This window comes from Ruegeria sp. L11, from assembly GCF_056531755.1.
In genome coordinates, this window is record NZ_JBQFMI010000001.1 from 316617 (window position 1) to 340140 (window position 23524).

At 58.1% G+C, this 23524-nt stretch carries 25 protein-coding genes; 12 read left to right on the forward strand and 13 right to left on the reverse strand.

What is annotated here, in order from left to right; all coding sequences use genetic code 11:
• Positions 1–21: 21 nt before the first annotated feature.
• The gene (locus ACR0CE_RS01530) at positions 22–807 is read left to right on the forward strand and encodes a DUF2189 domain-containing protein (protein WP_480830616.1); all 786 of its coding nucleotides are present in this window, start codon (positions 22–24) and stop codon (positions 805–807) included.
• 9 nt (positions 808–816) lie between these two features.
• Here the strand turns inward: ACR0CE_RS01530 and ACR0CE_RS01535 are convergent, their stop codons facing one another.
• The 3 genes from ACR0CE_RS01535 to ACR0CE_RS01545 form a co-directional block, all read right to left on the reverse strand.
• Positions 817–1536 carry a helix-turn-helix domain-containing protein gene (locus ACR0CE_RS01535; RefSeq protein ID WP_480830617.1) on the reverse strand — a complete coding sequence of 240 codons (720 nt, stop codon included), beginning with the start codon at positions 1534–1536 and terminating at the stop codon, positions 817–819.
• 313 nt (positions 1537–1849) lie between these two features.
• Positions 1850–2410, reverse strand: coding sequence for an acetolactate synthase small subunit (gene ilvN, locus ACR0CE_RS01540; RefSeq protein ID WP_209503637.1), 561 nt, complete (start codon positions 2408–2410; stop codon positions 1850–1852).
• A gap of 68 nt (positions 2411–2478) precedes the next feature.
• Positions 2479–4230 (reverse strand): acetolactate synthase 3 large subunit, encoded by a 1752-nt coding sequence (locus tag ACR0CE_RS01545; RefSeq protein WP_480772832.1) that lies wholly within the window; start codon positions 4228–4230, stop codon positions 2479–2481.
• A 69-nt stretch (positions 4231–4299) separates the two neighbouring features.
• On the opposite strand from ACR0CE_RS01545, the gene ACR0CE_RS01550 reads away from it, so the two are divergent.
• From ACR0CE_RS01550 to ACR0CE_RS01560, 3 genes are all read left to right on the forward strand, one after another.
• Entirely contained in the window at positions 4300–4536 is a 237-nt protein-coding gene (locus ACR0CE_RS01550) for a hypothetical protein (RefSeq protein ID WP_480528328.1), read from the forward strand.
• 114 nt (positions 4537–4650) lie between these two features.
• Entirely contained in the window at positions 4651–5496 is an 846-nt protein-coding gene (locus ACR0CE_RS01555) for a HalD/BesD family halogenase (RefSeq protein ID WP_480830619.1), read from the forward strand.
• A gap of 47 nt (positions 5497–5543) precedes the next feature.
• Complete coding sequence (locus tag ACR0CE_RS01560) at positions 5544–5927, forward strand: bleomycin resistance protein (protein ID WP_209596686.1); 384 nt, start codon at positions 5544–5546, stop codon at positions 5925–5927.
• An 82-nt stretch (positions 5928–6009) separates the two neighbouring features.
• On the opposite strand, the gene ACR0CE_RS01565 is transcribed toward ACR0CE_RS01560, so the two are convergent.
• Both ACR0CE_RS01565 and ACR0CE_RS01570 read right to left on the reverse strand, forming a co-directional pair.
• Positions 6010–6657 (reverse strand): response regulator transcription factor, encoded by a 648-nt coding sequence (locus tag ACR0CE_RS01565; RefSeq protein WP_267363844.1) that lies wholly within the window; start codon positions 6655–6657, stop codon positions 6010–6012.
• Entirely contained in the window at positions 6654–8087 is a 1434-nt protein-coding gene (locus ACR0CE_RS01570; RefSeq protein ID WP_209503642.1) for a cache domain-containing protein, read from the reverse strand. The genes ACR0CE_RS01565 and ACR0CE_RS01570 overlap by 4 nt, the downstream gene beginning before the upstream one ends.
• 245 nt (positions 8088–8332) lie before the next feature.
• Between ACR0CE_RS01570 and ACR0CE_RS01575 the strand changes: the two genes are divergently transcribed.
• The 3 genes from ACR0CE_RS01575 to ACR0CE_RS01585 all read left to right on the forward strand — a co-directional run bounded on the left by ACR0CE_RS01575 (position 8333) and on the right by ACR0CE_RS01585 (position 12836).
• Entirely contained in the window at positions 8333–9415 is a 1083-nt protein-coding gene (locus tag ACR0CE_RS01575) for a TRAP transporter substrate-binding protein (RefSeq protein ID WP_480485346.1), read from the forward strand.
• A gap of 122 nt (positions 9416–9537) precedes the next feature.
• The gene (locus ACR0CE_RS01580) at positions 9538–10464 is read left to right on the forward strand and encodes a TRAP transporter small permease subunit (RefSeq protein ID WP_209503644.1); all 927 of its coding nucleotides are present in this window, start codon (positions 9538–9540) and stop codon (positions 10462–10464) included.
• A 17-nt stretch (positions 10465–10481) separates the two neighbouring features.
• A complete protein-coding gene (locus ACR0CE_RS01585; RefSeq protein ID WP_480830622.1) occupies positions 10482–12836 on the forward strand; it encodes a TRAP transporter large permease in 2355 nt (784 codons plus the stop codon).
• Between the two features lie 134 nt (positions 12837–12970).
• Here ACR0CE_RS01585 and ACR0CE_RS01590 read toward each other — a convergent pair whose 3' ends face one another.
• The 4 genes from ACR0CE_RS01590 to ACR0CE_RS01605 all read right to left on the reverse strand — a co-directional run bounded on the left by ACR0CE_RS01590 (position 12971) and on the right by ACR0CE_RS01605 (position 15188).
• Positions 12971–13360 carry a VOC family protein gene (locus ACR0CE_RS01590; protein ID WP_480830623.1) on the reverse strand — a complete coding sequence of 130 codons (390 nt, stop codon included), beginning with the start codon at positions 13358–13360 and terminating at the stop codon, positions 12971–12973.
• A gap of 7 nt (positions 13361–13367) precedes the next feature.
• A complete protein-coding gene (locus tag ACR0CE_RS01595) occupies positions 13368–14192 on the reverse strand; it encodes an arginyltransferase (protein ID WP_480480490.1) in 825 nt (274 codons plus the stop codon).
• 75 nt (positions 14193–14267) lie between these two features.
• Complete coding sequence (locus tag ACR0CE_RS01600; RefSeq protein WP_209596678.1) at positions 14268–14699, reverse strand: RDD family protein; 432 nt, start codon at positions 14697–14699, stop codon at positions 14268–14270.
• Between the two features lie 66 nt (positions 14700–14765).
• A complete protein-coding gene (locus ACR0CE_RS01605; RefSeq protein WP_209503649.1) occupies positions 14766–15188 on the reverse strand; it encodes a DUF2852 domain-containing protein in 423 nt (140 codons plus the stop codon).
• 148 nt (positions 15189–15336) lie between these two features.
• On the opposite strand from ACR0CE_RS01605, the gene ACR0CE_RS01610 reads away from it, so the two are divergent.
• The 5 genes from ACR0CE_RS01610 to ACR0CE_RS01630 are packed head-to-tail and all read left to right on the forward strand — an operon-like array spanning position 15337 to position 20601.
• Positions 15337–15720, forward strand: coding sequence for a DUF4440 domain-containing protein (locus ACR0CE_RS01610; protein WP_480830625.1), 384 nt, complete (start codon positions 15337–15339; stop codon positions 15718–15720).
• Between the two features lie 49 nt (positions 15721–15769).
• Entirely contained in the window at positions 15770–18565 is a 2796-nt protein-coding gene (locus tag ACR0CE_RS01615; RefSeq protein WP_480830627.1) for a [protein-PII] uridylyltransferase family protein, read from the forward strand.
• On the forward strand, positions 18549–18821 hold the full coding sequence (locus ACR0CE_RS01620) for a hypothetical protein (protein WP_209503652.1): 273 nt from the start codon (positions 18549–18551) through the stop codon (positions 18819–18821). Before ACR0CE_RS01615 ends, ACR0CE_RS01620 begins: the two co-directional genes overlap by 17 nt.
• A 38-nt stretch (positions 18822–18859) precedes the next feature.
• Positions 18860–20062, forward strand: a complete 1203-nt coding sequence (locus ACR0CE_RS01625; RefSeq protein ID WP_480830629.1) for an RSP_2647 family RNA methyltransferase — start codon at positions 18860–18862, stop codon at positions 20060–20062.
• Positions 20059–20601, forward strand: coding sequence for an RSP_2648 family PIN domain-containing protein (locus ACR0CE_RS01630; RefSeq protein WP_480830631.1), 543 nt, complete (start codon positions 20059–20061; stop codon positions 20599–20601). The genes ACR0CE_RS01625 and ACR0CE_RS01630 overlap by 4 nt, the downstream gene beginning before the upstream one ends.
• 71 nt (positions 20602–20672) lie before the next feature.
• On the opposite strand, the gene ACR0CE_RS01635 is transcribed toward ACR0CE_RS01630, so the two are convergent.
• The 4 genes from ACR0CE_RS01635 to ACR0CE_RS01650 form a co-directional block, all read right to left on the reverse strand.
• The gene (locus ACR0CE_RS01635) at positions 20673–21359 is read right to left on the reverse strand and encodes a M48 family metallopeptidase (RefSeq protein ID WP_209503655.1); all 687 of its coding nucleotides are present in this window, start codon (positions 21357–21359) and stop codon (positions 20673–20675) included.
• A gap of 101 nt (positions 21360–21460) precedes the next feature.
• Positions 21461–22057: an NAD(P)H-dependent oxidoreductase gene (locus ACR0CE_RS01640; protein WP_480830633.1), complete on the reverse strand. Its 597-nt coding sequence runs from the start codon at positions 22055–22057 to the stop codon at positions 21461–21463.
• A 101-nt stretch (positions 22058–22158) separates the two neighbouring features.
• A complete protein-coding gene (locus tag ACR0CE_RS01645) occupies positions 22159–23343 on the reverse strand; it encodes a vWA domain-containing protein (protein WP_480830635.1) in 1185 nt (394 codons plus the stop codon).
• 4 nt (positions 23344–23347) lie between these two features.
• On the reverse strand, positions 23348–23518 hold the full coding sequence (locus tag ACR0CE_RS01650; protein WP_209503658.1) for a hypothetical protein: 171 nt from the start codon (positions 23516–23518) through the stop codon (positions 23348–23350).
• Between the last annotated feature and the right edge of the window lie 6 nt (positions 23519–23524).

Genomic DNA, 23524 nt, shown 5'->3' on the forward strand with positions numbered 1-23524 from the left:
GCCGATCAGGGAGGAGACTAAATGGAAAAGCCATTTGGCGTTCCGGACATGCGTCCGGTAGATACAGCCATGCTGCGCACAGCGTTGAAGCGCGCCTGGGCCGACTTTCGGCGCGCGCCGCAGTTCGGGTTGATCTTTGCCGGGTTCTACGTGCTTGCGGGATGGGCGATGGCATGGGTCACCATCCAGACTGGTACAACCTTCTGGCTGGTTCTGGCAGCTATCGGCTTTCCACTGATCGGCCCGTTTGCCGCTGTTGGCCTTTACGAGGTGTCGCACCGGCTGGAACAGGGCGAACCGCTGGATCTTGGTGCAATCTTTGGTGTCGTGCTGCAACAAAGCCGCCGGCAATTGCCGTCGATTTGCGCCATCATCGTCGTGGTGTTTCTGTTCTGGTTTTTCCTGGGGCACATGATCTTTGCCCTGTTCCTTGGGCTGGCCACGATGACTAACGTGTCATCCTCGCTTGAGGTCTTTCTGACGGCGAATGGCCTGACAATGCTGACTGTGGGCACGGTGGTTGGGGCGGTATTCGCAACCGTTCTTTATATGATCACCGTATTGTCAATCCCACTGCTGCTGGACCGCGAACTGGATTTTGTCACGGCGATGATTGCAAGCTTTACCTATGTGTCCGGAAATTTTCCGGTGATGCTTGTCTGGGGGGTAATCATCGCTGTTCTGACGTTCCTGGCCATGGTGCCCTGGTTTCTGGGCCTTCTGGTGGTCCTGCCGCTGTTGGGTCACGCCAGTTGGCACCTGTATAGGCAAATCACCCAAGTCGAAGGCGAGGGCACATCGTCCTGAAAAAACCGGTCAGGGTTGCTGGGCCGGATTGTTGGTCGACAAACGCGCAGCGGCGAAAATCGCCGTTGCATCGTGCCCGAGATATTTCAGAACCACGGGCTCCGGTGCCTCAGGGGCGGCCGGGCTTATGACCGTGCCACGCCACTGAACCGCTGTTCCCGTGGGATCGGGTGAAATCATATAAACGCGGCTGTTCTGACCCGCTCGCTGAGAGGTCAGCATATAGACGGAACTGCCGGTGCAGGCGACGATCCCTTGTATTTCGCGCGCCTGCGGCGTTGCTTCGGGCATCGCGGCGCGCGAGACATATCCGCGTATCAATGTGCATTGGGCCAGTGGTCGGGCGTGCAGCAAGGTCATGCGGTGCGAGGCCGAGACGCTTTCGATCACGGCATAAAACCCCGGAGAAAACGCAGTTCTGGCGATCATGTCCACACCTGATCCCAGAAACTCGGTCAAGGCCGCCGCTGCGGGGTGGTCCTCGATCTTTTCAATTTCGTCCAGGGGCTTCAGGAGGATGCGCGCATCCACGTCGAAAAAACGGCAGATGCGATCCAGAACATCTGGCCGTGGTACACTTTCACCCGAAAGATACCTGTTGAATTGCGTCCGATTCACGCCAAGCTTGCGGCACAGTGCCGAGACTGACCGATACCTTCGTGCCAGTTGCCGCAGGTTCGCACCAAACATCGCGCGAAGTTCAGCCGGGCTGCGAATGTCGTCGGTCATGGATGCCCACGCCTTGCTGAGTTTCCCGAAAAACCATCGCAACACCGGGCCAAACCCTGGCGCGCATTCAAAAATCGTACAGATTGACCCCAAGCAACGTATCCCCACGTCGCGTTGCGGCATCGAGGCTAATGCCATTAAGCGCAATGGCAATAGGCTTTATGTGAAAATACCTGATCCTTATTCGGAAAAGCCGGCCCTATGGCAAATTTAGCGCATAGAAGGGCGCGTGGGTTGGTTTTAAAAATGCCCACCAACCTCAAATAGTGTTCCCGCCTTGGGTGCAAGAAAAGTCCCAAGGCGGGTATGTTGTTCAGTCGCCGCGCAGTAGGGCCGCCACGCCGGTGCGGGCGATTTCCATCAGGCCCAGCGGGCGCATCAGGTCAGCAAAAGCGTCGATCTTGTCCGGCGCGCCGGTGATCTCGAATATGAAAGAGTTCAAGGTGCTGTCGACCACATTGGCGCGGAAGATGTCAGCCAGGCGCAGCGCCTCGACGCGTTTGTCGCCTTCACCTACGACTTTGATGATGGCCAGTTCGCGTTCAACCGACGGGCCTTCGACCGTCAGGTCATGCACGTCATGGACAGTCACGATCCGGCCCAGCTGAGCCTTGATCTGCTCGATCACCTGCGGCGTGCCGGTGGTGACAATGGTGATGCGGCTCAGGTGTCCTGTGTGATCCACCTCGGCCACGGTAAGGCTTTCGATGTTATATCCACGCCCCGAGAACAGTCCGATCACGCGGGCCAGGACACCGGGTTCGTTTTCGACCAGCACGGCAATGGTATGGCGTTCCTGCACGTCCGAGAAGGTAGGCCGTAGGTTATAGGCCGAATGGCGGTTGGAGCCTTTTTTGATATGTAGGGCAGACATTTATGTCCCTTTCATCATCCTGTGTTTGCCGGGCGCAACGGTCGCCCGGCGGTAATCCTCGGGCGGTATCAGACCAGAACCGAACCTTTGCTATCGATCACGCCCTGCGTTTCGGCCTCACCCAGAAGCATCTCGTTATGTGCCTTGCCCGACGGGATCATCGGGAAGCAGTTCTCGTGCTTTTCGACCAGACAGTCGAAGATCACTGGGCCGTCGTAGTTGATCATCTCCATGATCGCATCGTCCAGATCGGCGGGGTCGGAACACAGGATACCCTTGGCCCCGAAGGCCTCGGCGAGTTTGACGAAATCGGGCAGGGCCTCGGACCAGCTATGCGAATAGCGCTCGCCATGCAGCAGCTCCTGCCACTGGCGGACCATGCCGAGGCGTTCGTTGTTCAGGATGAACTGCTTGACCGGCAGGCGGTATTGAACGGCTGTGCCCATTTCCTGCATGTTCATCAGCCAAGAGGCTTCACCGGCGACGTTGATTACCAACGCGTCAGGATGTGCCATCTGCACACCGATCGAAGCCGGGAAGCCGTAGCCCATCGTGCCCAACCCGCCCGATGTCATCCAGCGGTTGGGATCTTCGAACCCAAGATATTGTGCCGCCCACATCTGATGCTGCCCAACCTCGGTCGTGATATAGCGATCATGCTTTTTCGTGAGCTCTTCAAGACGTTGCAGCGCGTATTGCGGTTTGATCGACTTTTCGCTGTTGGTGTAGGACAGACAGTTGATTTTGCGCCATTCAGAGATCTGCGCCTGCCATTTCTTGACGGCTGCCGCATCGGTCTTGCGCCCGCGTGACTTCCACACCTTCAGAATGTCTTCCAGTACATGCGCCACGTCGCCGACAATCGGGATGTCCACACGGATGACCTTGTTGATCGAAGACGGATCAATATCGATATGGGCTTTCTTCGACTTTGGAGAGAACGCGTCGATGCGCCCGGTGATCCGGTCGTCGAACCGTGCGCCGATGTTGATCATCAGGTCACAGCCATGCATCGCAAGGTTCGCCTCGTAAAGGCCATGCATCCCCAGCATCCCCAACCAGTTTTCGCCCGACGCCGGATAGGCACCCAGACCCATCAGGGTTGAGGTGATCGGGAAGCCCGTGGAATCCACCAACTCGCGCAGCAACTGGCTGGCTGCGGGGCCAGAGTTGATGACGCCACCGCCCGTATAGAAAACCGGCTTCTTGGCTTTTTCAATGGCTGCAACAAGCTCGTTGATTTCCTCCAGATCGCCTTTCAGCACCGGCTGGTAATGCGAGGTCGAAGGTTTGGGACTGTTGTATTCACCCGTGGCAAACTGCACATCCTTGGGAATGTCGATCAGAACCGGGCCGGGACGACCCGACTTGGCCACATGGAAGGCCTCGTGCAGCGTCTCAGCCAGCGAATTCGTGTCCTTTACCAGCCAGTTGTGTTTGGTGCAGGGGCGGGTGATGCCAACGGTGTCGGCCTCCTGAAAGGCATCCGATCCGATCATGAAGGTCGGGACCTGCCCGGTCAGAACCACAATCGGAATCGAATCCAGCAACGCATCAGTCAGGCCAGTAACGGCGTTTGTGGCACCGGGACCAGAGGTTACAAGCGCAACACCCGGCTTACCGGTCGACCGCGCATAGCCTTCGGCGGCGTGGATCGCACCCTGTTCGTGACGCACCAGAATGTGGCGAATGTCGTTTTGCAGAAAGATCTCGTCATAGATCGGTAGGACGGCGCCACCGGGGTATCCGAATACCGTGTCCACGCCCTGATCCTTGAGGGCCTGAACCACCATCTTTGCGCCGGTCATCTCACGTGTCATCTGCTTTGCTCCGTTCGCGACATGTGTCTTGCGTTTGACAAAAAAAAGCCCCCGAATTTTCGGAGGCGCATGGGTTCGATTATGGTTTACCGTTACCGGCCCATGCGCGTGGTTCCTACGATTACGACTAGCGTTCTCATCGCCAGAGGCTCCTTTTTGCTTGGAGGGGACATTATGGTCGGGGGGGAGGAGCGTCAACAGGCAAATCCACCAATTTTCTATCTCAATGGCGGTATTTTGCGAAATTTTGTTGCGCAGATTGCCGCATGCCGGGAATTTCCGGGAAAAGGGCAGTCGTTTTCCTGAGGGCGGGACAAGTATGAAGGTCTGAATGCGTCAGGCCGATGTCTGAAATTGGCATGATCCGGTGTTTTGTCTGGGTCACGCTGACCTTGTGGTCGCAAACGAGGGAGGCGGAGCATGTTACAGGACCTGGTAGATCTGGGACGATATCCGATCGATCGCCCGGATTCGCCAGCTTACAGGCGATTGATCGAGGATTTGCGGCGCGAGTTGGAACAGGACGGATGTGCGGTTCTACCGGGTTTCGCACATGCACAGGGGATCGAGCTTTTGGTGCAAGAGGCAGACGAGGTGGCGCCCTATGCACACCGGTCTTTCAATCGTACAAATGCCTATTTCACCAAAGACGACCCACGGTTCGACGCCGCCCATCCGATCAGACGGTTCTATGACCGTTCGAACGCGTTTGTTCCCGCCGACAATTTTGCGCAGTCCGGTCCTCTGCGCAGGATTTACGAGTTTAGCGGATTTCTTCCCTTCATTCGGGATGCGCTGGATGAGCCTGAGGACCGCTTCTTTCGTTACGACGACCCGTTGGCAGACGTGATCATCAATGTCGTGGAAGAGGGGCAGGGCTTTCCCTGGCATTTCGACACCAACAACTACACCGTGACACTGGCGATCCAGAATGGCGAGCAGGGCGGTGCATTCGAATACGCACCCAATCTGCGCACAGCCGAGGATGAAAATTTCGATCAGGTCGCGTCGGTTCTGGACGGAAACAAGGCGCGCGTTCATCGGCTGGACCTGCAACCTGGGGACCTACAGATATTCAAAGGCCGCTATTCCCTGCACAGAGTCGCCCCGGTCAAGGGCACACGGCGGCGGTATGTGGGGATCTTTTCATTTGTCGAGGCCGAAGGCATGTGCGGCGGGATCGAGCGGACGCAGCAGCTCTATGGACGCGTGTTGCCGCACCATTACGAGCGTGCGGGTTTGCGAAGGGATCAGTTGCTGGATTAACAGATCATCACGGGTAAACTGAAACTATTTCCTGTTCGGAGCTTCAGATGCCCAAGATTTTGCAACTTACCCCATTTGTGCTGTGTTCATCCTTGCAGAACCAGATTGATTTCTACTGTAAGCGACTAGGATTTACCTGTAGCTTCAAGCAGGACAATTACGCATTTTTGTCACTTGGCCCGGTCGCCATTCGGTTGTTGGAATGCCCACCGCGAGAGGATGGCAAGGCGTTGGGCGACGACCAGTCGTTTTATATTGATGTAGACGATATCGACGGCTTTTATGAAAATTTGCGGGCTGGGTTGGCCGATCTGCCCGAGGGGCGCGTTCGGCCTCCGTTCGACCAACCTTATTTGCAGCGTGAGTTTCACATTCTGGATGAAGACGGAACACTTGTGTTCTTTGGTCAGGATATCAGACCCCGGGCGTGAACGCTCCCGCCTGTTATCGCTATGCCTGCGGCAAGCCTCCTCTAGTTGGGTAAGGCAGCACTGGGCTGCGACCGCGCATCGATCAGAAGCCGACCCCGGTGCCTTGCAGCATGCCATGTTCCAGCGCGTAGCGGGTCAGCCCGGCAGTCGAGGAAATTCCCAGTTTGCGCTTGATGTTCTTGCGATGCGTTTCAACCGTGCGCACCGAGATATCCAGCTTTTGCGCAACCTCTTTGTTTGATTTGCCCTGCGCCAGTTCCAGCAGAATTGTTTGCTCGCGCCCTGTCAGCGCCTCGCGTGCGTTGTCGCCTTTGGGTTTCAGGGACCCACTGGCACCGGTGCACAGATACTGCTCACCCCGCATGACCGCATCGATGGCCTGCTTGATCTCTTCGGTTGGGACATCTTTGAGAACATAGCCTTTTGCGCCGTGGCTGAGCGCGGTCGAAATGTATTCGGGGCTGTCATGCATCGACAGGATCAGGATGCGCGTATCGGGCAGGCGTTCCAGAATGATTTCCGTGGCGCTGAGTCCGCCGAGGCCAGGCATGTTCAGGTCCATCAGGATGACATCCGGGGCGAGGCCAACCGCCTGATCCACCGCGGCCTGACCGCTGCCGAGTGTTCCAACCACTTCGATATCGTCGTAGCTTTCAAGGATCGACTGAATGCCCTCGGCCACCATGGGATGATCGTCGACAATAAGAACTCGGATGTTTTTGGCGCTCATGTACCGGCCTTTCGGTTCGGAGTTGCGTCTTCCTGCGGTGGCAACAGGTGGCTCAGCGGCAGACTGGCCTCGATCACCGTTCCGCCGCGCGGTCCGCGTGATGACAGAATACGCAGCGATCCGTCAAGTTGTTCAATTCGTTCCTGCATGTTGCGCAGGCCGATGCCTGTGGTCGGGGTCCCGGATTCTGCGCGCAACCCACGGCCATTGTCGGTGATCCGCATGGTTGCGCCTTTCTTGTGGCCACGCAGGTCAATTGTAACATAAGAGGCATCCGCGTGGCGTTCGATATTTGTCAGCGCCTCTTGTGCGATGCGATAAAGCGCGATCTTGCTGTCCTGATCCAGCCGGTTTCGGAAAACGACGGTGGAAAATTCGGTCTCGATCCCGGTTCGTTCGCGAAAATCGTCGGTCAGAGCCTTCAACGCAGGTCCGAGACCAAGGTCGTCCAGCACGCCGGGGCGCAGGTCGCGGCTGATGCGGCGCACCTCGGTGATGGCGGTGCGAAGATGGTCGATGCCTTTGTCCAGCGGATCGCGCGCACCCGCATCATCGCCGCGCAACAGACGGCGGCGCGCATTGTCCAGCGCATAGCGTACACCCACAAGGATCTGGCTGATGCCATCATGCAGTTCGCGGGCAACCCGGCCGCGTTCTTCTTCCTGCGCGTCGAAGACACGTTGCGTCAGTTCCTTCAGCTTGGCATCCGCCAACCGCCGCTCGCGAATGTTCAGCAACATGCCCGAGGCAAAGACAATCAGAACGGCAGCAACAACAATGGCGCCGATATACATGAAGGTGCGCTGCACGCGGGCCTCGACCTCGGCCCTTGCGTTGGCGACCGTGGCGACAATGTCGTCAATGAAGACCCCGGTACCCACGACCCAGCGCCAGTCCTGCAACCCGACGACATAGGCGATCATCTGCGCCTCATCCCCGGTCGAGGGTTTCTCCCACATGAAGCTGTGCCACCCGGCCCCCTGACGGGCGAGGCGAATGAACTCGTCAACGATGGGCGTGCCATCGCTGTCGGTCAGACCTTCCCAGTTGCGGTTGATGAATTGTGTCTGACGGGGGCTGACCAGATTGTTGCCATCATAATCGTAAACGAAAAAGAACCCGTCCTGCCCATAGATCATTGCCGAAAGTATCTGCGAGACAAGGTTCTTCGACACCTCATCGTCCGGTTCAGCGCGGCCATAGATATAGGCAAAACCATTGCGCGCCTGCGTCACGTAGTTGCGCAGTTCTTCTTTCTTGGCCTCGATCAGGCTGCGCTCCAGGGCTTCGATCTCGCGCTCAGCGGTCGCACGCGCCTCATATGCGACAAGCACAGCGATTGCGGCCACGGCCACAACCAGCGGGATTGCGGCCACCAGCGACAGTTTCTGCGCATAGGTCAGCGAGACCAGATGTCGAAGTCTTTGCATGGACGAATCGATACGCAAGCGGCGGCAAAAATGCAAAAAGATTGGCGTTGGTCTGTGAAATTCCGGTATTTGGGCCGTTTTTGTTGGAGTTTTCATTCGGAAATTTCACCTCATCCCCAAAAGAAATCGATTCTCTACGCAGTAGTAGGTATTCCCTTTCGCTTCGCTCACATTAGGCTGACGCGCACTGAATGCGACAGGTCCGGTTCTGCCGGATCGTGACTATGAAGGGGAGGAACACTCATATGGATCGTCGTTCATTTCTGAAAAAATCCGCGCTGGGCGGCTCGGCAGCTGCAGCAACCGCTCTGGCGGCTCCGGCCTATGCGCAGGGACAGCGCACACTGACCATGGTGACCTCGTGGGGTCGTGGTCTGGCTGGCGTGTTTGACAGCGCGCAGCGTTGTGCCGACAGCATCAACGCGATGTCGGATGGCAGCCTGAATGTCGAGATCAAAGCGGCAGGCGAACTGGTTGGCGCGTTCGAGGTGTTTGACGCGGTGTCGTCCGGTCAGGCCGACATGTATCACGCCGCTGACTATTACTTTGTCGGTCAGCACCCGGGCTATGCGTTCTTTACGGCCGTGCCCTTCGGCATGACCGCACAGGAACTGGTGAACTGGTACTATCATGACGGCGGTATGGAGCTGCATGATGAGCTGGGCGAAATCTTTGGCCTGAAGTCCTTCTTGGCCGGTAACACCGGTGCGCAGGCGGGCGGCTGGTTCTCGAAAGAGATCAACAGCCCCGAAGACTTCAATGGTCTGAAGTTCCGTATGCCCGGTCTGGGCGGTAAAGCACTGGGCAAACTGGGCGCGTCCGTTCAGAACATCCCCGGTTCTGAAGTGTATCAGGCGCTGTCGTCCGGCGCGATTGACGGAACCGAGTGGATCGGACCCTGGGCCGACGAAAAGGCGGGCTTCCAGGAAATCACCAAGACCTACTACACCGCGGGCTTCCACGAGCCGGGCGCAGGTCTGTCGCTGGCAACCAACCGCGACGTGTTCAATGAGCTGACCCCGGCCCAGCAGAAGATCATCGAGATCGCTGCCGCAGAAGCACACCAGTGGAACCTGGCGCAGTTCCTGGCCAACAATGGTGCAGCGCTGCAGCGCCTGCAGGCCGGTGGCGTCAAGGTCCTGGAATTCCCTGACAGTGTCTGGGATGCGTTCGGCAAGGCCAGCCAGGAAGTTCTGGACGAGAACATGGGCGATGAGCTGTTCAAGAAGATCCACGACAGCGCAATGTCGTCGATGGCGGCTTCGTCGGCATGGAACAACCTGTCGTCGGGTGTCTACACCGCACAGCGTGACCGTGTTCGCGGCTAAGCCTTCCTGATCAAAGGAAAAACGGTTTCCCCGCGCCTTGCGGGGAAGCCTTTCCCGTTGCGCGAAAGGACTTGGGCAAGCCACAATAGGCCTGCGCGCAACTGAGACGACCTGGGGACAACATGCAGGACGAAAACGGTATCTCGTTCTTCGGCGCCCTGTGGAATGGACTGGTCTGGTTCATTCAGAACATTGCCGAAGCCTTCTATAATTTCGGATATGCGGTCACGCATCCGCAGCTCTGGCTGGACTGGTCTGACAAGGCGTCGATCATGCGCTTTGTCTATTATGGCGGCTCGGTCGAGTTCTTCTTTGTGGTGTTCACCTTCTTTTTGGTTCTGACAGCCGTCGGGTTGTATTACCGGAACTTCATGTGGGCCATCGTGCGCGGCCTGGAAGGTTTTGCAAACACCACCGGGCGGTTCTTTGCCTGGGCGGGTCTGCTGATGGTGATTCAGCAGATCGTCATCGTATTCATGCAACGGGTCTTTACCCGTCCTGATATGTCCTTCGGTCTGGGAATACCGTTCCAGATGGATATCAGCTGGTTCGCGGAAGAGCTGAAACTGTATAACGCCATGGTTGTTTGTCTGTGTTGTACCTACACATTTGTGCAGGGCGGGCATGTGCGCGTTGATCTGATCTATGCCGGTATCAGCCACCGCGCCAAGCGTGTGGTCGATATGTGCGGTGCGTTGCTGTTCATGATGCCAATGGCGGTGCTGACCTGGATGTACGGCTGGTTCTTCCTGTGGCGTCATCTGATCGTGCCGAACCCTTCGGCCAGTGACGCGCTGGACCGTCTGGTGGCCAAATCCCGCGCCTTGCGCTGGAACGTGGAAACCATCGGGTTCAGCCCCAACGGGTTCAATGCCTACTTCCTGTTCAAGATCCTGCTGGTGGCCTTTGCGGCCATGGTGTTCCTGCACGCCATCGCGTTTTTGTACCGGTCGTATCTGGAATACGTGGAAGGACCGGACAGCGTTGGAAAATACCTCGACAAGGACAGCCTTGGTGAGGGCGAAGAAGCCTATGAAGGCGCGCATTAAGGGCGGAGACAAAGACAATGCTATTCGGACTTGATGGCGTCGAGATAGGCCTCATTATCGTATTCTTTTGCCTTTTCGGGGGCATTCTTTCCGGCTTTCCGGTGGCTTTTGCCATCGGCGGGGCAGGGATAATATCCTTTGGCATCATCGCCGCGCTGGACAGCGCGGGGTTGCTGATCCACCAGGCGATTGACGTCGGATCGCAAAGTTATCGGGACCTTGTGAACTCCGGAATCAAGCCGGACACCATATCCGTGTTCCGATACCCGGATTTGCCAAGGCTCGCCGAACCGGTTTTTGCCTCAGGCTGGGAAACCGCGCTGGACCGGAACGTGTCGTTCATCGTGAACCGCATGAACGAGCGCGTGCTGGCCGGGCAATCCATCGAGACTCTTCTGGCCGTGCTCATGTTCGTCCTGATGGGCATCACGCTGGAACGTTCAAAGATTGCCAACGATCTGCTGACGACGATGGCACGTGTTTTTGGCCCGCTTCCGGGTGGTCTGGCCGTGTCAATTGTGGTTGTGGGGGCGTTTCTGGCGGCTTCGACCGGTATCGTTGGCGCGACCGTTGTGACGATGGGCCTGCTGGCGCTTCCAACCATGTTGCGCAACAACTATTCGCCGGAACTGGCGACCGGTGTGATCGCGGCATCGGGCACCTTGGGGCAAATCATTCCACCGTCGATCGTGATCGTCCTGCTGGGCACATTGGCGGGGGATCTGTATTCGACAGCGCAGGAAACCCGGGCTGTTGAAGCCGGTTGTACCGACGCGCTGACCTATCTGGGTGAGCCTGCGGTTGTCTCGGTCGGGACATTGTTCCAGGCTGCGCTGTTGCCAGGGATCATGCTGGCGCTGCTCTATGCACTCTATGCCTTTGGTTATGCATTGCTGAATCCACACAAAGCGCCCGCTGTGGCTGTGTCCGGTGGTTCCGGGGAACCCATTACGCGGTCAGAAGGCCTGATATGGTTGCTGGGTGCGCCGGTTGCCCTGATCGTCGGCGCGATCCTTTTGGGCAATGTTGGTGTGATCGGAAGCCAGAATATCTCGGTCTCGGCCTTTTCGGACATCGGCGAGGGTGCGTCGCTGAGGACCAACGTGTCGGCAGAGTGCAAGGCGTCGATGATCGATCTGCACGGGCAGGTTGCCTGGGATCAGGCTGTTGCCGAGCAGGAGGCAATTGATGCCGCTGGCGGCGCAACCGAAGCGCATCGCCTGACAGAAGAGGAACTGGCGACCGAACAGCAAAAAAGGATTGCCGATGCGGCGCCGATCGGCACCGGTGTGGCGGTTACCCTTGTTCTGCTGGGGCTGACCCTGGTTCTGGGCCGTGGTATCGCACCGTCGCGGTCACCGCAGCCGCTGATCCTTGGCGCGATCGGGCTGTTGCTGATGGCATTGGTCGATATCCTGATGATATCGCCTACCACATCCTCTGGCGTGACTTTCGTGTTGCTCGCCCTGCCGTTCGCGCTGGCCATGTATGGTTGCAAAGAGGCTGCGGCCCGCTGTGCCACAAACGATCTGATCCGCGTGGTCTTCCCGCCGCTTGTTCTTATCATCGCGGTGCTGGGCTCGATCCTGGGAGGTGTCACCAATCCGACACCGGCGGCTGCGCTGGGCGCGGGTGGCGCGATCATGCTGGCGGCCTATCGCAAGCTGCAGGATCAGGGCCGTTCGGGCAAAGTGGTCATCTGGTCGACTTTCGCCGTTGTCATTGCATTGCTGATGGGGGTCAACTTTGACCTGCGTATCAATCAAGGCAATGTGACGGTGGAAAGCTGGATCGCCTTCATCATTGCTTATGCGGCCTACCTGTACGCGCTGTTCGGTCTGCTTTACGGGTGCTGGGTGCTGTATTCCAGCGGTGTATTGACCCCGGTGGTTCGCGAGACGGCCAAGGTGACCTCGATGGTATTCACCATCCTGATCGGATCGCAGTTGCTGAACCTCGTGGTGATTTCATTCGGAGGGGAGCATTATATCCAGCAATTCCTGAAGAGCTTTGACAACGAGTTCACGGTTTTCCTGATCGTGATGCTGGTGCTGTTCATTCTGGGGTTCGTGCTGGATTTCCTCGAGATCATCTACATCGTGATCCCCATCGTGGGCCCTGTGATCTATGGCGGCTCGTTCGATCCGAAATGGGTCACGATTATGGTGGCGGTGAACCTTCAGACGTCGTTCCTGACGCCACCTTTCGGGTTTGCGTTGTTCTACCTTCGGGGGGTTGCGCCGAAGGAGGTTACTACAGGTCATATTTATCGCGGGATCGTTCCGTTTGTTCTGATCCAGGTGATGGGGATCGCGATCTTGTGGTTCTTCCCGACGATTGTCACGATCGTTCCGGACCTGATGCCAAACTGATCCGATCCGGAAGAGAATATTGCAAAGGGGTCCGATTGGCCCCCTTTTTTGTTTATTTCGGGCAAGGGGCCAGCCCCTTCTTGGCCTGCGGCCAATTCATCCCCGGGATATTTATAGCCAGATGAAGATGCGGATCAGGTGAACTGGATCAGGTCCCAGCGATTGCCGAAGGGATCACGCCAGACTGCGACAATGCCATAAGGTTCGTGACGGGGTTCTTCTTCGAAGTGGATATCCCTGGCGCGCATGTTCGCATGGTCGCGGTAGAAATCATCGGTTTGCAGGAAGAACCCAACGCGCCCGCCGGTCTGGTTGCCTATGGCGGTGGTTTGTTCGGGTCCGTCAGCCTTTGCCAGAAGAAGGTAGCCGCTGTCCGAACCGGGAGGCGCGACCAGAACCCAGCGCTTGCCACTGCCGAGGTCGATGTCCTTGATAAGTTGGAAGCTGAGCGTCTTTGTATAAAACAAGATGGCGTCGTCGTAATCCGGCACCACAAGGGTGACGGCATGCAGGCTTTGTTTCATCGCGCGGTCAGCCTTTGGTCGGGTGCCGGTCAGGGAGCTGGATATTGGCGACCTGTTCGGCGATTGGCGGCGCCGACAAGGGGTGATGCGATGTGCCGGTATAGGCATCCGGATCACTGATTTTTTGCCAGCCCCCCTGAATATAGGCCTCGAGCCCTGAAAACTTGGCTTTGTAGCCCATCTTGGGGCTGCCGGGGACCCAGTACCCCAGATAGATATAGGGCAGGCCCGCCTCACGTGCGATGTCGATATGGTCGAGGATCATGTAGGTGCCGAGTGAGTTCTGCGGCTGTTCCGGGTCGTAGAAGGAATAGACCATACTTAGCCCGTCATCGAGCACATCGGTCAGGCTGACGGCGATCAACTCGCCCGTTTCAGGATCGGCATATTCCACAACGCGGCTGCGGATCGGTGTTTCCTCGATCATCGCGGCGAATTCGAAAACATCCATGTCAGCCATGCCGCCATCGGCGTGACGGGTATCAAGATAACGGCGGAACAGCTCGTATTGCTCATCCGTGGCCCATGGCGAGGTTGCGCGGCGTTCCAGGTAACCATTCCGCCTTGCTGCGCGCTTCTGGCTTTTGGTCGGCCTGAAGGCTGAAACATCGATCCGGGCCGACAGGCAGGCTGCGCAATCCGTACACGAAGGACGGTAGAGTACATTCTGAGACCGGCGAAATCCTTGTTGAGACAGGGAGTTGTTCAGCTGTTCAGCCCCTTCGCCTTGTAGGGCGGTGAACAGTTTACGTTCCATCCTGCCGCCAAGATAAGGGCAGGGCTGCGGTGCCGTGACATAGAATTGTGGCGCAATTGGCAGCGTATGTCGCATGAAATCCCCATCCAACCTCGGGAGGGATGATAGCAACCGTTCCCGAGACCGCCAAGTGTTTCACGCAACCTTGCGTCAGGCCCGTTGGTTGATCATCACGGTGCCCAGAAAACTGTCGGTCAGACCCTGGCCACGGGCGCTGGTCATCATCATGATGACCGAGATGATCTGGACCACGGGAAAGGCCATGCTGACAAAATAGCCGGCAGTGTGGGCAAGCGCCTTGCCCAAGTCCATTCGTTCTCCGAACGCGTCACGCAGCTCGATCCCCATAAAGCGCATTCCCAGCGTGGCTGAGCCGTTGGCGATGGTCACCACCCGGTAGACGAAACTGACAACGGCGTAGATCAGGGCCAGGAAAAACAGACCCAGAAACGCAGTAAAGAGGATTGCCACCGTGCAAAGCAGCGAAATGAAGGCGATATCGAACAGCCAGGCGACAAAGCGTTTGGTTGTCACGGAACGATAGAAATCGGGTTGGGTGTCCGGGTTGGGCAGATGGTTCATTCGATAGGTCCGAAAAACTGGGGTAGGGGCACCCTGTCCCGAAACACCGGGGCAGGGCAAGGTCAATCAGGCGGGCTCGCCCTTGCCGTCTTCGTCATGGTTCTCGCGGGCGCGTTCATCCATGAATTGGTCGAATTCGGCCTTGTCCTTGGCGTCACGCAGGCGGCGCAGGAATGCTTCGAAATCCTGTTGTTCGCGTTCCAGGCGGGCCAGTGTATCTGCTTTGTAGGCGTCAAAGGCGCTGTTGCCCGAGGGCTTCATTGCACTCATGTGGCTGTGCCAGGATTTGCGGCGGTTGCAGGATTTGCTGAACATGCGTTTGCTCCAGATCATATAGGCCAGCAGGGCAAGTCCAACGGGCCAGAAGAAGATAAATCCAAGAACCATGGCGGCGATCCAGGCCCCTTTGCCTTTGTCATCCAGCCAGGCCTCGGTTCGATAAAGCCATCCCGGATTCGCGGGGACGGCGGGGTCGGACAATGCGGTCATTTGAGCTCTCCAGGGTTGATGTAAACTCTATTCACATTGCATAGATGGGGTATCGTTTGGTTGGGTGCAAGGGGTAATGTGAAAAAGATTTACATTAAGCAATCCGGTTGACGTTTCAGGATCTGGCTCGCAGGGTCTGGGTATGGATATGACGGACAACAAAGCTGCCCCTGCACTAAAGGACATTCTTGAACTGGAAACGCAGGTCTGGGTGGCGCTGGTTGAAGGCGATGCAAGCGCCGACCGCGCCTTGCTAAGCGCGGATTTTCTGGGCGTTTATCCCACGGGTTTTGCCAATCGGGACGATCACGTCGGGCAATTTGCAGATGCGCCAACGATGGCCGAGTTTGATCTGAGTGACACTCGGTTACGCGTTCTGACCCCGGATATCGTCTTGCTGTCCTACCGTGCCGATTACCTGCGCTCGGGCGCAGATCGGCGCGAGGCAATGCTGATTTCATCTTTGTGGGAACGAAGAAACGACGTTTGGGTCAACAGCTTCAGTCAGGATACGCCGGTTCAGGAAACCTGATCAGAATGCCCCATTGACGATTACGTCCCGCAATGCGCAGGGTGCGCGCATGACTGACGCTCTTGCCATTACCCGCCTTCCACGTGCGTTTGATCCGTCTCTGGGCGATGAAACCCGCGCTCTGATACCTGATCTGTCGCAGGAGATGGGAGAGCTGGTGGCGGGAATCGCCGGGTCCAGCCCATATCTGAAAGGCCTGATCGAGCGTGAAAGGGAATGGCTGCCTGATGCGTTATTGCGCCCGGATCAGGCACTGTCTGAAGTCATGGCGGATGCGCGTAAGCTGCCGACGGATCAGCTGAAATCCGGCTTGCGGCAGGCCAAGCGGCGGGTGGCGCTGTTGACCGCGCTTGCCGACATTGCAGGTGCCTGGCCGCTTGAAAAAGTCACCGCGGCACTGACCGATTTCGGGGCACTGGCCGCGGATACTGCGGCCAAGGCCGAGATTGCGACGTTGATCCGGCGCAACAAACTGCCGGGTATGACCGAGGACGATATCGAAACTGCCGCCGGGATGGTCATTCTGGCCATGGGCAAGATGGGCGCGCATGAGCTGAACTACAGCTCGGATATCGATCTGATTGTGCTGTTTGATGAGACGCGGTTTGACCCCGATGACTTCTACGAGGCCCGGCAGGGCATGGTGCGGGCAACGCGGAACTTCTGCGCGACGCTCAGCGACAAGACTGCCGATGGCTATGTTTTCCGTACCGATCTGAGGCTGAGGCCAGATCCTGCCGTAACACCGGTCTGCATGGCGATGGAGGCCGCTGAACGGTACTACGAAAGCCTCGGCCGCACGTGGGAGCGCGCGGCGTATATCAAGGCCCGTCCCTGTGCCGGAGACTTGGCTGCGGGGCAGCGGTTTCTGGACACATTGCGCCCCTTTGTCTGGCGTCGCCATCTGGATTTTGCCGCCATTCAGGACGCGCATGATATGCGTCTTCGGATTCGCGAAAATAAAGGTACGGGCGGGGCCTTGTCGATTCCCGGCCACGACATGAAGCTGGGGCAGGGCGGTATTCGCGAGATCGAGTTCTTCACCCAGACCCGTCAGCTGATCGCAGGTGGTCGCGATCCGGATTTACGGGTGCGCGGAACGGTTCCGGGGTTGGCGGCGTTGGCGTCAAAAGGCTGGGTGCCGCAGGATGTCGCGGATAAATTGACCGATCATTACCGGGCACATCGCGAAGTCGAACACCGCATTCAGATGGTTCATGATGCACAGACGCATAAGGTGCCGAAATCACCGGAAGGCATTGAACGCATCGCCTGTTTGATAGGGATCGGCAGCGATGAACTGAAACAGGACGTGAAAAACCGCCTGACCGAAGTGCACGAACTGACTGAAGGATTTTTTGCGCCTGGACCCGGTCCTGCACCTGTGGCGGCACAGGATGTGGAGTTTGACCAGAGTGTTCTGGCCCGGTGGACGACATATCCGGCCTTAAGGTCCCAGCGCGGGTCGCGGATTTTCGAACGGTTGCGGCCCGAGTTGCTGTCGCGTCTTGCCAAGACCGCCAAACCGGATGAGGCGTTGATGGCGCTGGACGGGTTTCTGTCTGGCCTTCCCGCCGGGGTTCAGCTGTTTTCCTTGTTCGAGGCCAATCCGCAACTAATCGACCTGCTGGTCGATGTCGTTGGCACATCTCATGCTCTTGCCTCGCATTTGTCGCGCAATGCCTCGGTTTTCGACGCGGTGATCGGCGGCAGTTTCTTTGCTGATTGGCCGGGGCAGAAGACATTGCAAATCGAACTGGCCCGTGCGCTGGCGGAAGAGCCTGACTATGAAACCCGGCTCGACCTTGCGCGGCGCTGGTGTAAGGAATGGCATTTCCGGGTCGGTGTCCACCACTTGCGGGGTCTGATCGACGGGGCACAGGCAGGCCGGCAATATGCAGAACTTGCACAATCGGTGATTGCCGCCATCCTGCCCTATGTTACCGAGAATTTCGCCCGTAAACACGGTCCCGCACCGGGACGCGGAGCGGCGGTGTTGGGCATGGGGTCGCTGGGCGCAGGACGGATCAATTCGCAATCCGATCTGGACATGATTGTGATCTATGACCCGCAGGATCAGGACATGTCCGATGGTCCGCGTCCTCTGGCCACGCGCACCTATTATGCGCGGTTCACGCAGGCGCTGATCACGGCACTTTCGGCACCGATGTCACAGGGGCGGTTGTATGAGGTCGACATGCGCCTGCGCCCGTCCGGCAATCAGGGGCCGGTTGCCACCAGTTGGGCCAGCTTTACCAATTATCAGCAGAATGAGGCCTGGGTGTGGGAACATCTGGCCCTGACCCGTGCTCATGTCGTTGCGGGTGATGCCGGTTTGGCAAATGATATCGAAGCGTTTCGCGTCGGGTTTCTGTCGCGCCCACGCGAGCGGGACAAGGTTTTGCGCGAAGTCGCCGAGATGCGAACGCGTCTGGCCGCAGCCAAGGCACCCGCCGGGATCTGGGATGCCAAAAACGGGCCCGGCCGCCTGATGGATATCGAACTGATGGCCGAAACCGGTGCCTTGCTGGCAGGGACTACGGCACGCGACGTATCCTCGGGCCTCGATGGTGCCGTCGCTGCCGGATTGCTGGATGTCGCGCAGGCGCAATCCCTGAAAGACTGCTACAGCCTATGCTGGTCGGTGCAATGTGCGGCCCGGCTTCTTTCGGGCAAGGTCATCGAGGCGGAACAGATCGGTGAAGGAGGTGTGGATTTCCTGTGCCGCGCCACCGGGTTTGAACAGGTCGATGCACTGCAACGGGCATTGCAGAAGAGTTACACAACCGCGGCCGACCTGATCGGCAGCGTGATCCAAGAGGGCGAAAATGGCACGCAGCACTGATCCCAATGACCACAAAGGTCTGATCCAGGAAGCCTATCGCATCGAAGGCATCACCCTGCCGGAATGCCGCAGCATATTTCTGGACTGGGCGCTCAGCTTGCCCGAAGAGCGTGACCAGAACACGGCGCTGACCGAATTGCACGCGGCATACGCGCTGCACAGCCCGGATCATCCCATGACTCAGGTTCTGTCCGAGGGCCTTCAGGGGGCCCAAACCCCGAAACGGCGTGGCGGCTGGCGCTCTCGGAACCGCTAGGGCTTTTCCATCGGCACATTCGCGACTAAGAGGGCGCCATGACCCAAACTGCCGACCGCCCCCGTATCCGCCTGAAACCCAAAGCCAACGCGCGCGGGCTGCGCCATGGCTTCCCCTGGGTCTATGCAAATGACATTGTCACAGACCGCCGCACGCGCAAGATCCCCGCGGGCGCACTGGCGATTCTCGAGGATGACAACCGCGCGGTGCTTGCGCTGGTGGCGGTCAACCCTGACTCAAAAATCATGTGCAGGGTGCTGGATCGTGATACCACCGCACAATTGGACAATACTTGGTTCGAAACCCGCCTTAGCCGCGCCCTTGCACTGCGTGAACGCTTGTTTGATGCGCCTTTCTACCGTCTGGTCCATGCCGAGGCCGATGGCTTTCCCGGTGTGATCATCGACAGGTTTGGCGATAGCTGTGTCATTCAGCCCAACGCGGCCTGGGCCGAGGTGCATCTGGATACGCTCACCGAAACGCTAGTCAAGGTCGCAGGCGTGACGACGGTGCTGAAAAACGCCTCGGGCCGTACGCGCGGGCTGGAAGGGCTGGACGATGAGAACCAGACTTTGCACGGCACCGCACCCGACGCACCCCTGCCTGTGCCGATGAATGGTGCCACGTATATGGCCGACCTGACCGGAGGTCAGAAAACCGGCCTGTTTTACGATCAACGCCCCAACCATGCCTTTGCCGCACGGCTGGTACATCCCGGAGCGCAGGTGCTGGACGTGTTCAGCCATGTCGGCGGCTTTGGCCTGGCGATGCTGGCCGCAGGTGCCGGACGGGCCTTATCCGTCGATGGGTCTGCGGCCGCGCTGGAACTGGCCACCAAAGGCGCTGCGGCTTCGGGCCTTGCCGACAGGTTCCAGACCCGACAGGGCGACGCGTTCGATGTGTTGACCCAATTGGGGGACGAGGGTGCGGCGTTTGACGTGGTCATCTGTGATCCACCTGCCTTTGCCCCCTCAAAACAAGCGCTGGATGCGGGATTGCGCGCTTATGAGCGTATCGCACGGCTTGCCGCACCTCTGGTCAAACCCGGCGGCTATCTGGGGCTGTGTTCGTGTTCTCATGCCGCCGATCTGGGGCGGTTCCGCGACGCCTCCTCCCGCGGGATCGGCCGGGCGGGCCGACAGGCGCAACTGATCCACACCGGATTTGCCGGGCCGGATCACCCGCAACTGCCGCAACTGGCGGAAAGCGGCTACCTCAAAGCGGTGTTCTATCGCCTATGAAGGCTGTTCTCGACACTTGCGTCCTCTATCCCACGGTCATGCGCGAGATGCTGTTGGGTGCCGCGCGATTGGGGCATTTCACCCCGCTCTGGTCCGCCCGCATCCTCGAAGAATGGGCCCGCGCCGCCCGTAAGTTGGGCCCGACGGGTGAGGCGCAGGCGCGCGCCGAGATCGCGTTGGTGCAAGCGGCCTGGCCGGATGCTGAACGTCCAACGAACGAGGGTCTTCAAAACCGCCTGTGGCTGCCGGACGCCGCAGATATCCACGTGCTGGCTACAGGAATAGCTGCTTCCGCTGATCTGATTGTCACGGTTAATGCCAAGGATTTTCCCAGAAATATCCTGACTGATGAAGGGCTTGACCGGCAAGACCCCGACAGCCTGCTGTACGGCTTCTGGCAATCCAATCCAGAAGGCATGAGCACACTTGCCACTCGGGTCCTTGCCGAAGCCAATCGCCTCTCAGCCGAAAAATGGACCCTTCGCGCGCTCATGAAAAAAGCCCGGCTTCCGCGATTGGGCAAGGCACTCGCCACCTGAGCGGGATCCAGCTTCATCTGGCCAAAAATATCCCGGAGAGCGCGAGAGGCTGGCCTCTCGCAGCACAGGCATCACCGCTGTGCCCAACGCTGTTCAAGCTTTTCCAGCGCCGCAACACGTTCATCTGTCTTGGGATGGCTCATCAGCCATGCCGGGACCACCCCGGCGCGTTGCTGTGTCAACTCTTCCAGCTTGTGAAACAGTGATTTCTGCGGGCCTATTCCGATACCGGCTTTCGTCAGCAAGGCGGCCGCATATTCATCCGCTTCATACTCATCCCCCCGCGACAGGCGCGAGGCGATCAGTGCGGTCAACGCGTTGGCAATCATCGCTCCGACAAAAGGGATGAACCGGTTCAGGACCATGATCAGCGCCGTGCGCATCGCATTCTGCCCTGAAAAATCGATCATCCGCCGCCGCGCGTGACCTAGTGCCACATGGCCCAACTCATGCGCGATTACACTGGCCATTTCCTCAGCCGAAACCTCGCCGTTGCGGAACTTGCGGTAAAATCCCCGCGTGATGAATATCCGCCCGTCCGGTGCGGCCAGCCCGTTCACCGGGTCGATCTCATAGATATAAACCGGAACCCGCTCGATCTCGAGCGCGGCAGCCAGCCGGTCGGTCATGCGCTTGAGGGCCGGGTCAACAAGTTCGGTCGACTTTGCGTCCAGTTCCCGATGGGTGCGCCAGACGGAAATCCGGTACATCACAATTCCATAGGCAATGGCCAGCAGGATAGGGGTCAGACGCAGCATGGGCTAGATATGGGTTTTCAACACCCCAAGAGCAAATGGAAAATAGAAGCTTCTCACAATCCAGCCACATTTCAAAGTGAGGCTGCAGAGCGCGACCTTGTTCATGGATCGCTTTCAGGTTGCGGAAGCGTACGTCCAATTTCATAGCAACGTTCCAAAAGCGCCTGTCGACGCAGGGCTGACCCGGTCGCACCATGCAACAGCTCGAGTTTCCGGGGTGAAAACCCGAAATACCCAAACGTGCCATTCGTCCAGAGTGTCTCAAGCGCGTCGGTATATCCTTTGGCTTCCATTTCGTCAGAACGCGCACCGGCTGGCACCAACAATAACCCAGTTCGGGACCTCTGGAGGGACTTTTCCGGATCGTCCAACTGATCGTAGGCCCAGCCCCACATCCACACGCGGTCGACCCAGCCTTTCATCATCGAAGGCATTCCCCACCAGAACAACGGAAAGGCCAGGCAGATTGCATCGGCGCGCGCAATCCGTGTTTGTTCCGCAAGTATGTCTTGCGGTGCGCCAGTGCCTGCTTCGCCTTCTATGTCCGCCATTGACCAGCGTGGATCGAACCCTTCTGCATGCAAATCCGCAATCTCGGTAGTATGGCCAGCCGCCTTTGCGCCTTCGCAGAGTTTCGCGACAGCGGCGGCCGTAAAGGAGTTCGGCTTTGGGTGATCCAGGATTGTCAGCAGATGCACAGTAAGCTCCTCAGGTTTTCAAACGGCAACCGGGTTACTGTGAAAGCTCAACCCTGCTTGAGGTCAAGGTATTAATCAGCAGGAGTATCTGATGGGGTGTGTCAGCGCGTCAGCTCGCGCATTCCCTGTTCCAGACCAGCCAGCGTCATGGGCACCATGCGATCTTCAAAGATGTCGCGGATCATGCTGATGGAATGGGTATATTCCCAGTATTTCTCGGGCACCGGGTTGATCCACAGGTTTGACGCCCACTGTTCGCGCGCGCGTTGCAGCCAGACTTGCCCGGCTTCCTGGTTCCAATGTTCATTGGCACCGCCGGGATAGGCGATTTCATAGGGGCTCATCGAGGCGTCGCCGACAAAGATGCACTTGTAGTCGGATCCATAGGTGCGCAGCACTTCGTGGGTCGGGGTCTGTTGGTTCCAGCGGCGGCGATTGTCGCGCCAGACCCCTTCATACAGGCAATTGTGAAAGTAGTAATATTCCAGATGCTTGAACTCGGTTCTTGCAGCGGAAAACAACTCTTCAACCACTTTGATATGAGGGTCCATCGAGCCGCCGACGTCCAGAAACAACAGCACCTTCACCGCGTTGTGGCGCTCGGGCCGGGTTTTGACATCCAGATAGCCATGCTCGGCCGTGGCACGGATGGTGCCGTCCAGATCCAGCTCTTCAGCTGCTCTCTCCCGCGCCCAGCGGCGCAGGCGTTTCAAGGCGACCTTGATGTTGCGGGTGCCCAGTTCAACCGTGTCGTCGAGGTTCCTGAATTCCCGCTTGTCCCAGACCTTGACGGCACGCTGATGGCGGCTTTCTTTCTGTCCGATACGGACGCCTTCAGGGTTGTACCCATAAGCCCCGAACGGAGAGGTTCCTGCGGTACCAATCCATTTGTTACCGCCCTGGTGACGGCCTTGTTGTTCCTTGAGGCGCTCGCGCAACGTTTCCATCAGCTTGTCGAAACCGCCGAGCGCTTCGATCTCTGCCTTCTCCTCGTCCGACAGGTGTTTCTCGGCCATCTTGGCGAGCCAATCGGCTGGGATATCGACAGCTTCCAACACCTGATCGAAACTGATCTCGCCCAATCCCTCAAAGCTGGCGGCAAAGGCGCGGTCGAACTTGTCGATATTGCGCTCGTCTTTCACCATCGACACGCGGGCAAGGTAGTAGAACGCTTCGACATCATAGGTGACAAGACCCTTTTTCATGCCTTCCAGAAAAGTCAGATACTCCCGGAGCGATACCGGGATGCCCGCTTTGCGGAGGTTTTCGAAAAAGGGCAGGAACATCGCGTCACGCCACCATGCGAAGCAGAACCAGCGAGATCACCAGCCCCACAAGCGCAAAAGCGATCCCATATCCGGCGGCATACTGCGCCATGTCGGCGCCGTTTCCATTGCGTTTTTTTGCGGTCAAAGCGCCCAGGATTGCACCCAGTATCGCCATTCCCAGTACTAGCAACATATGCGT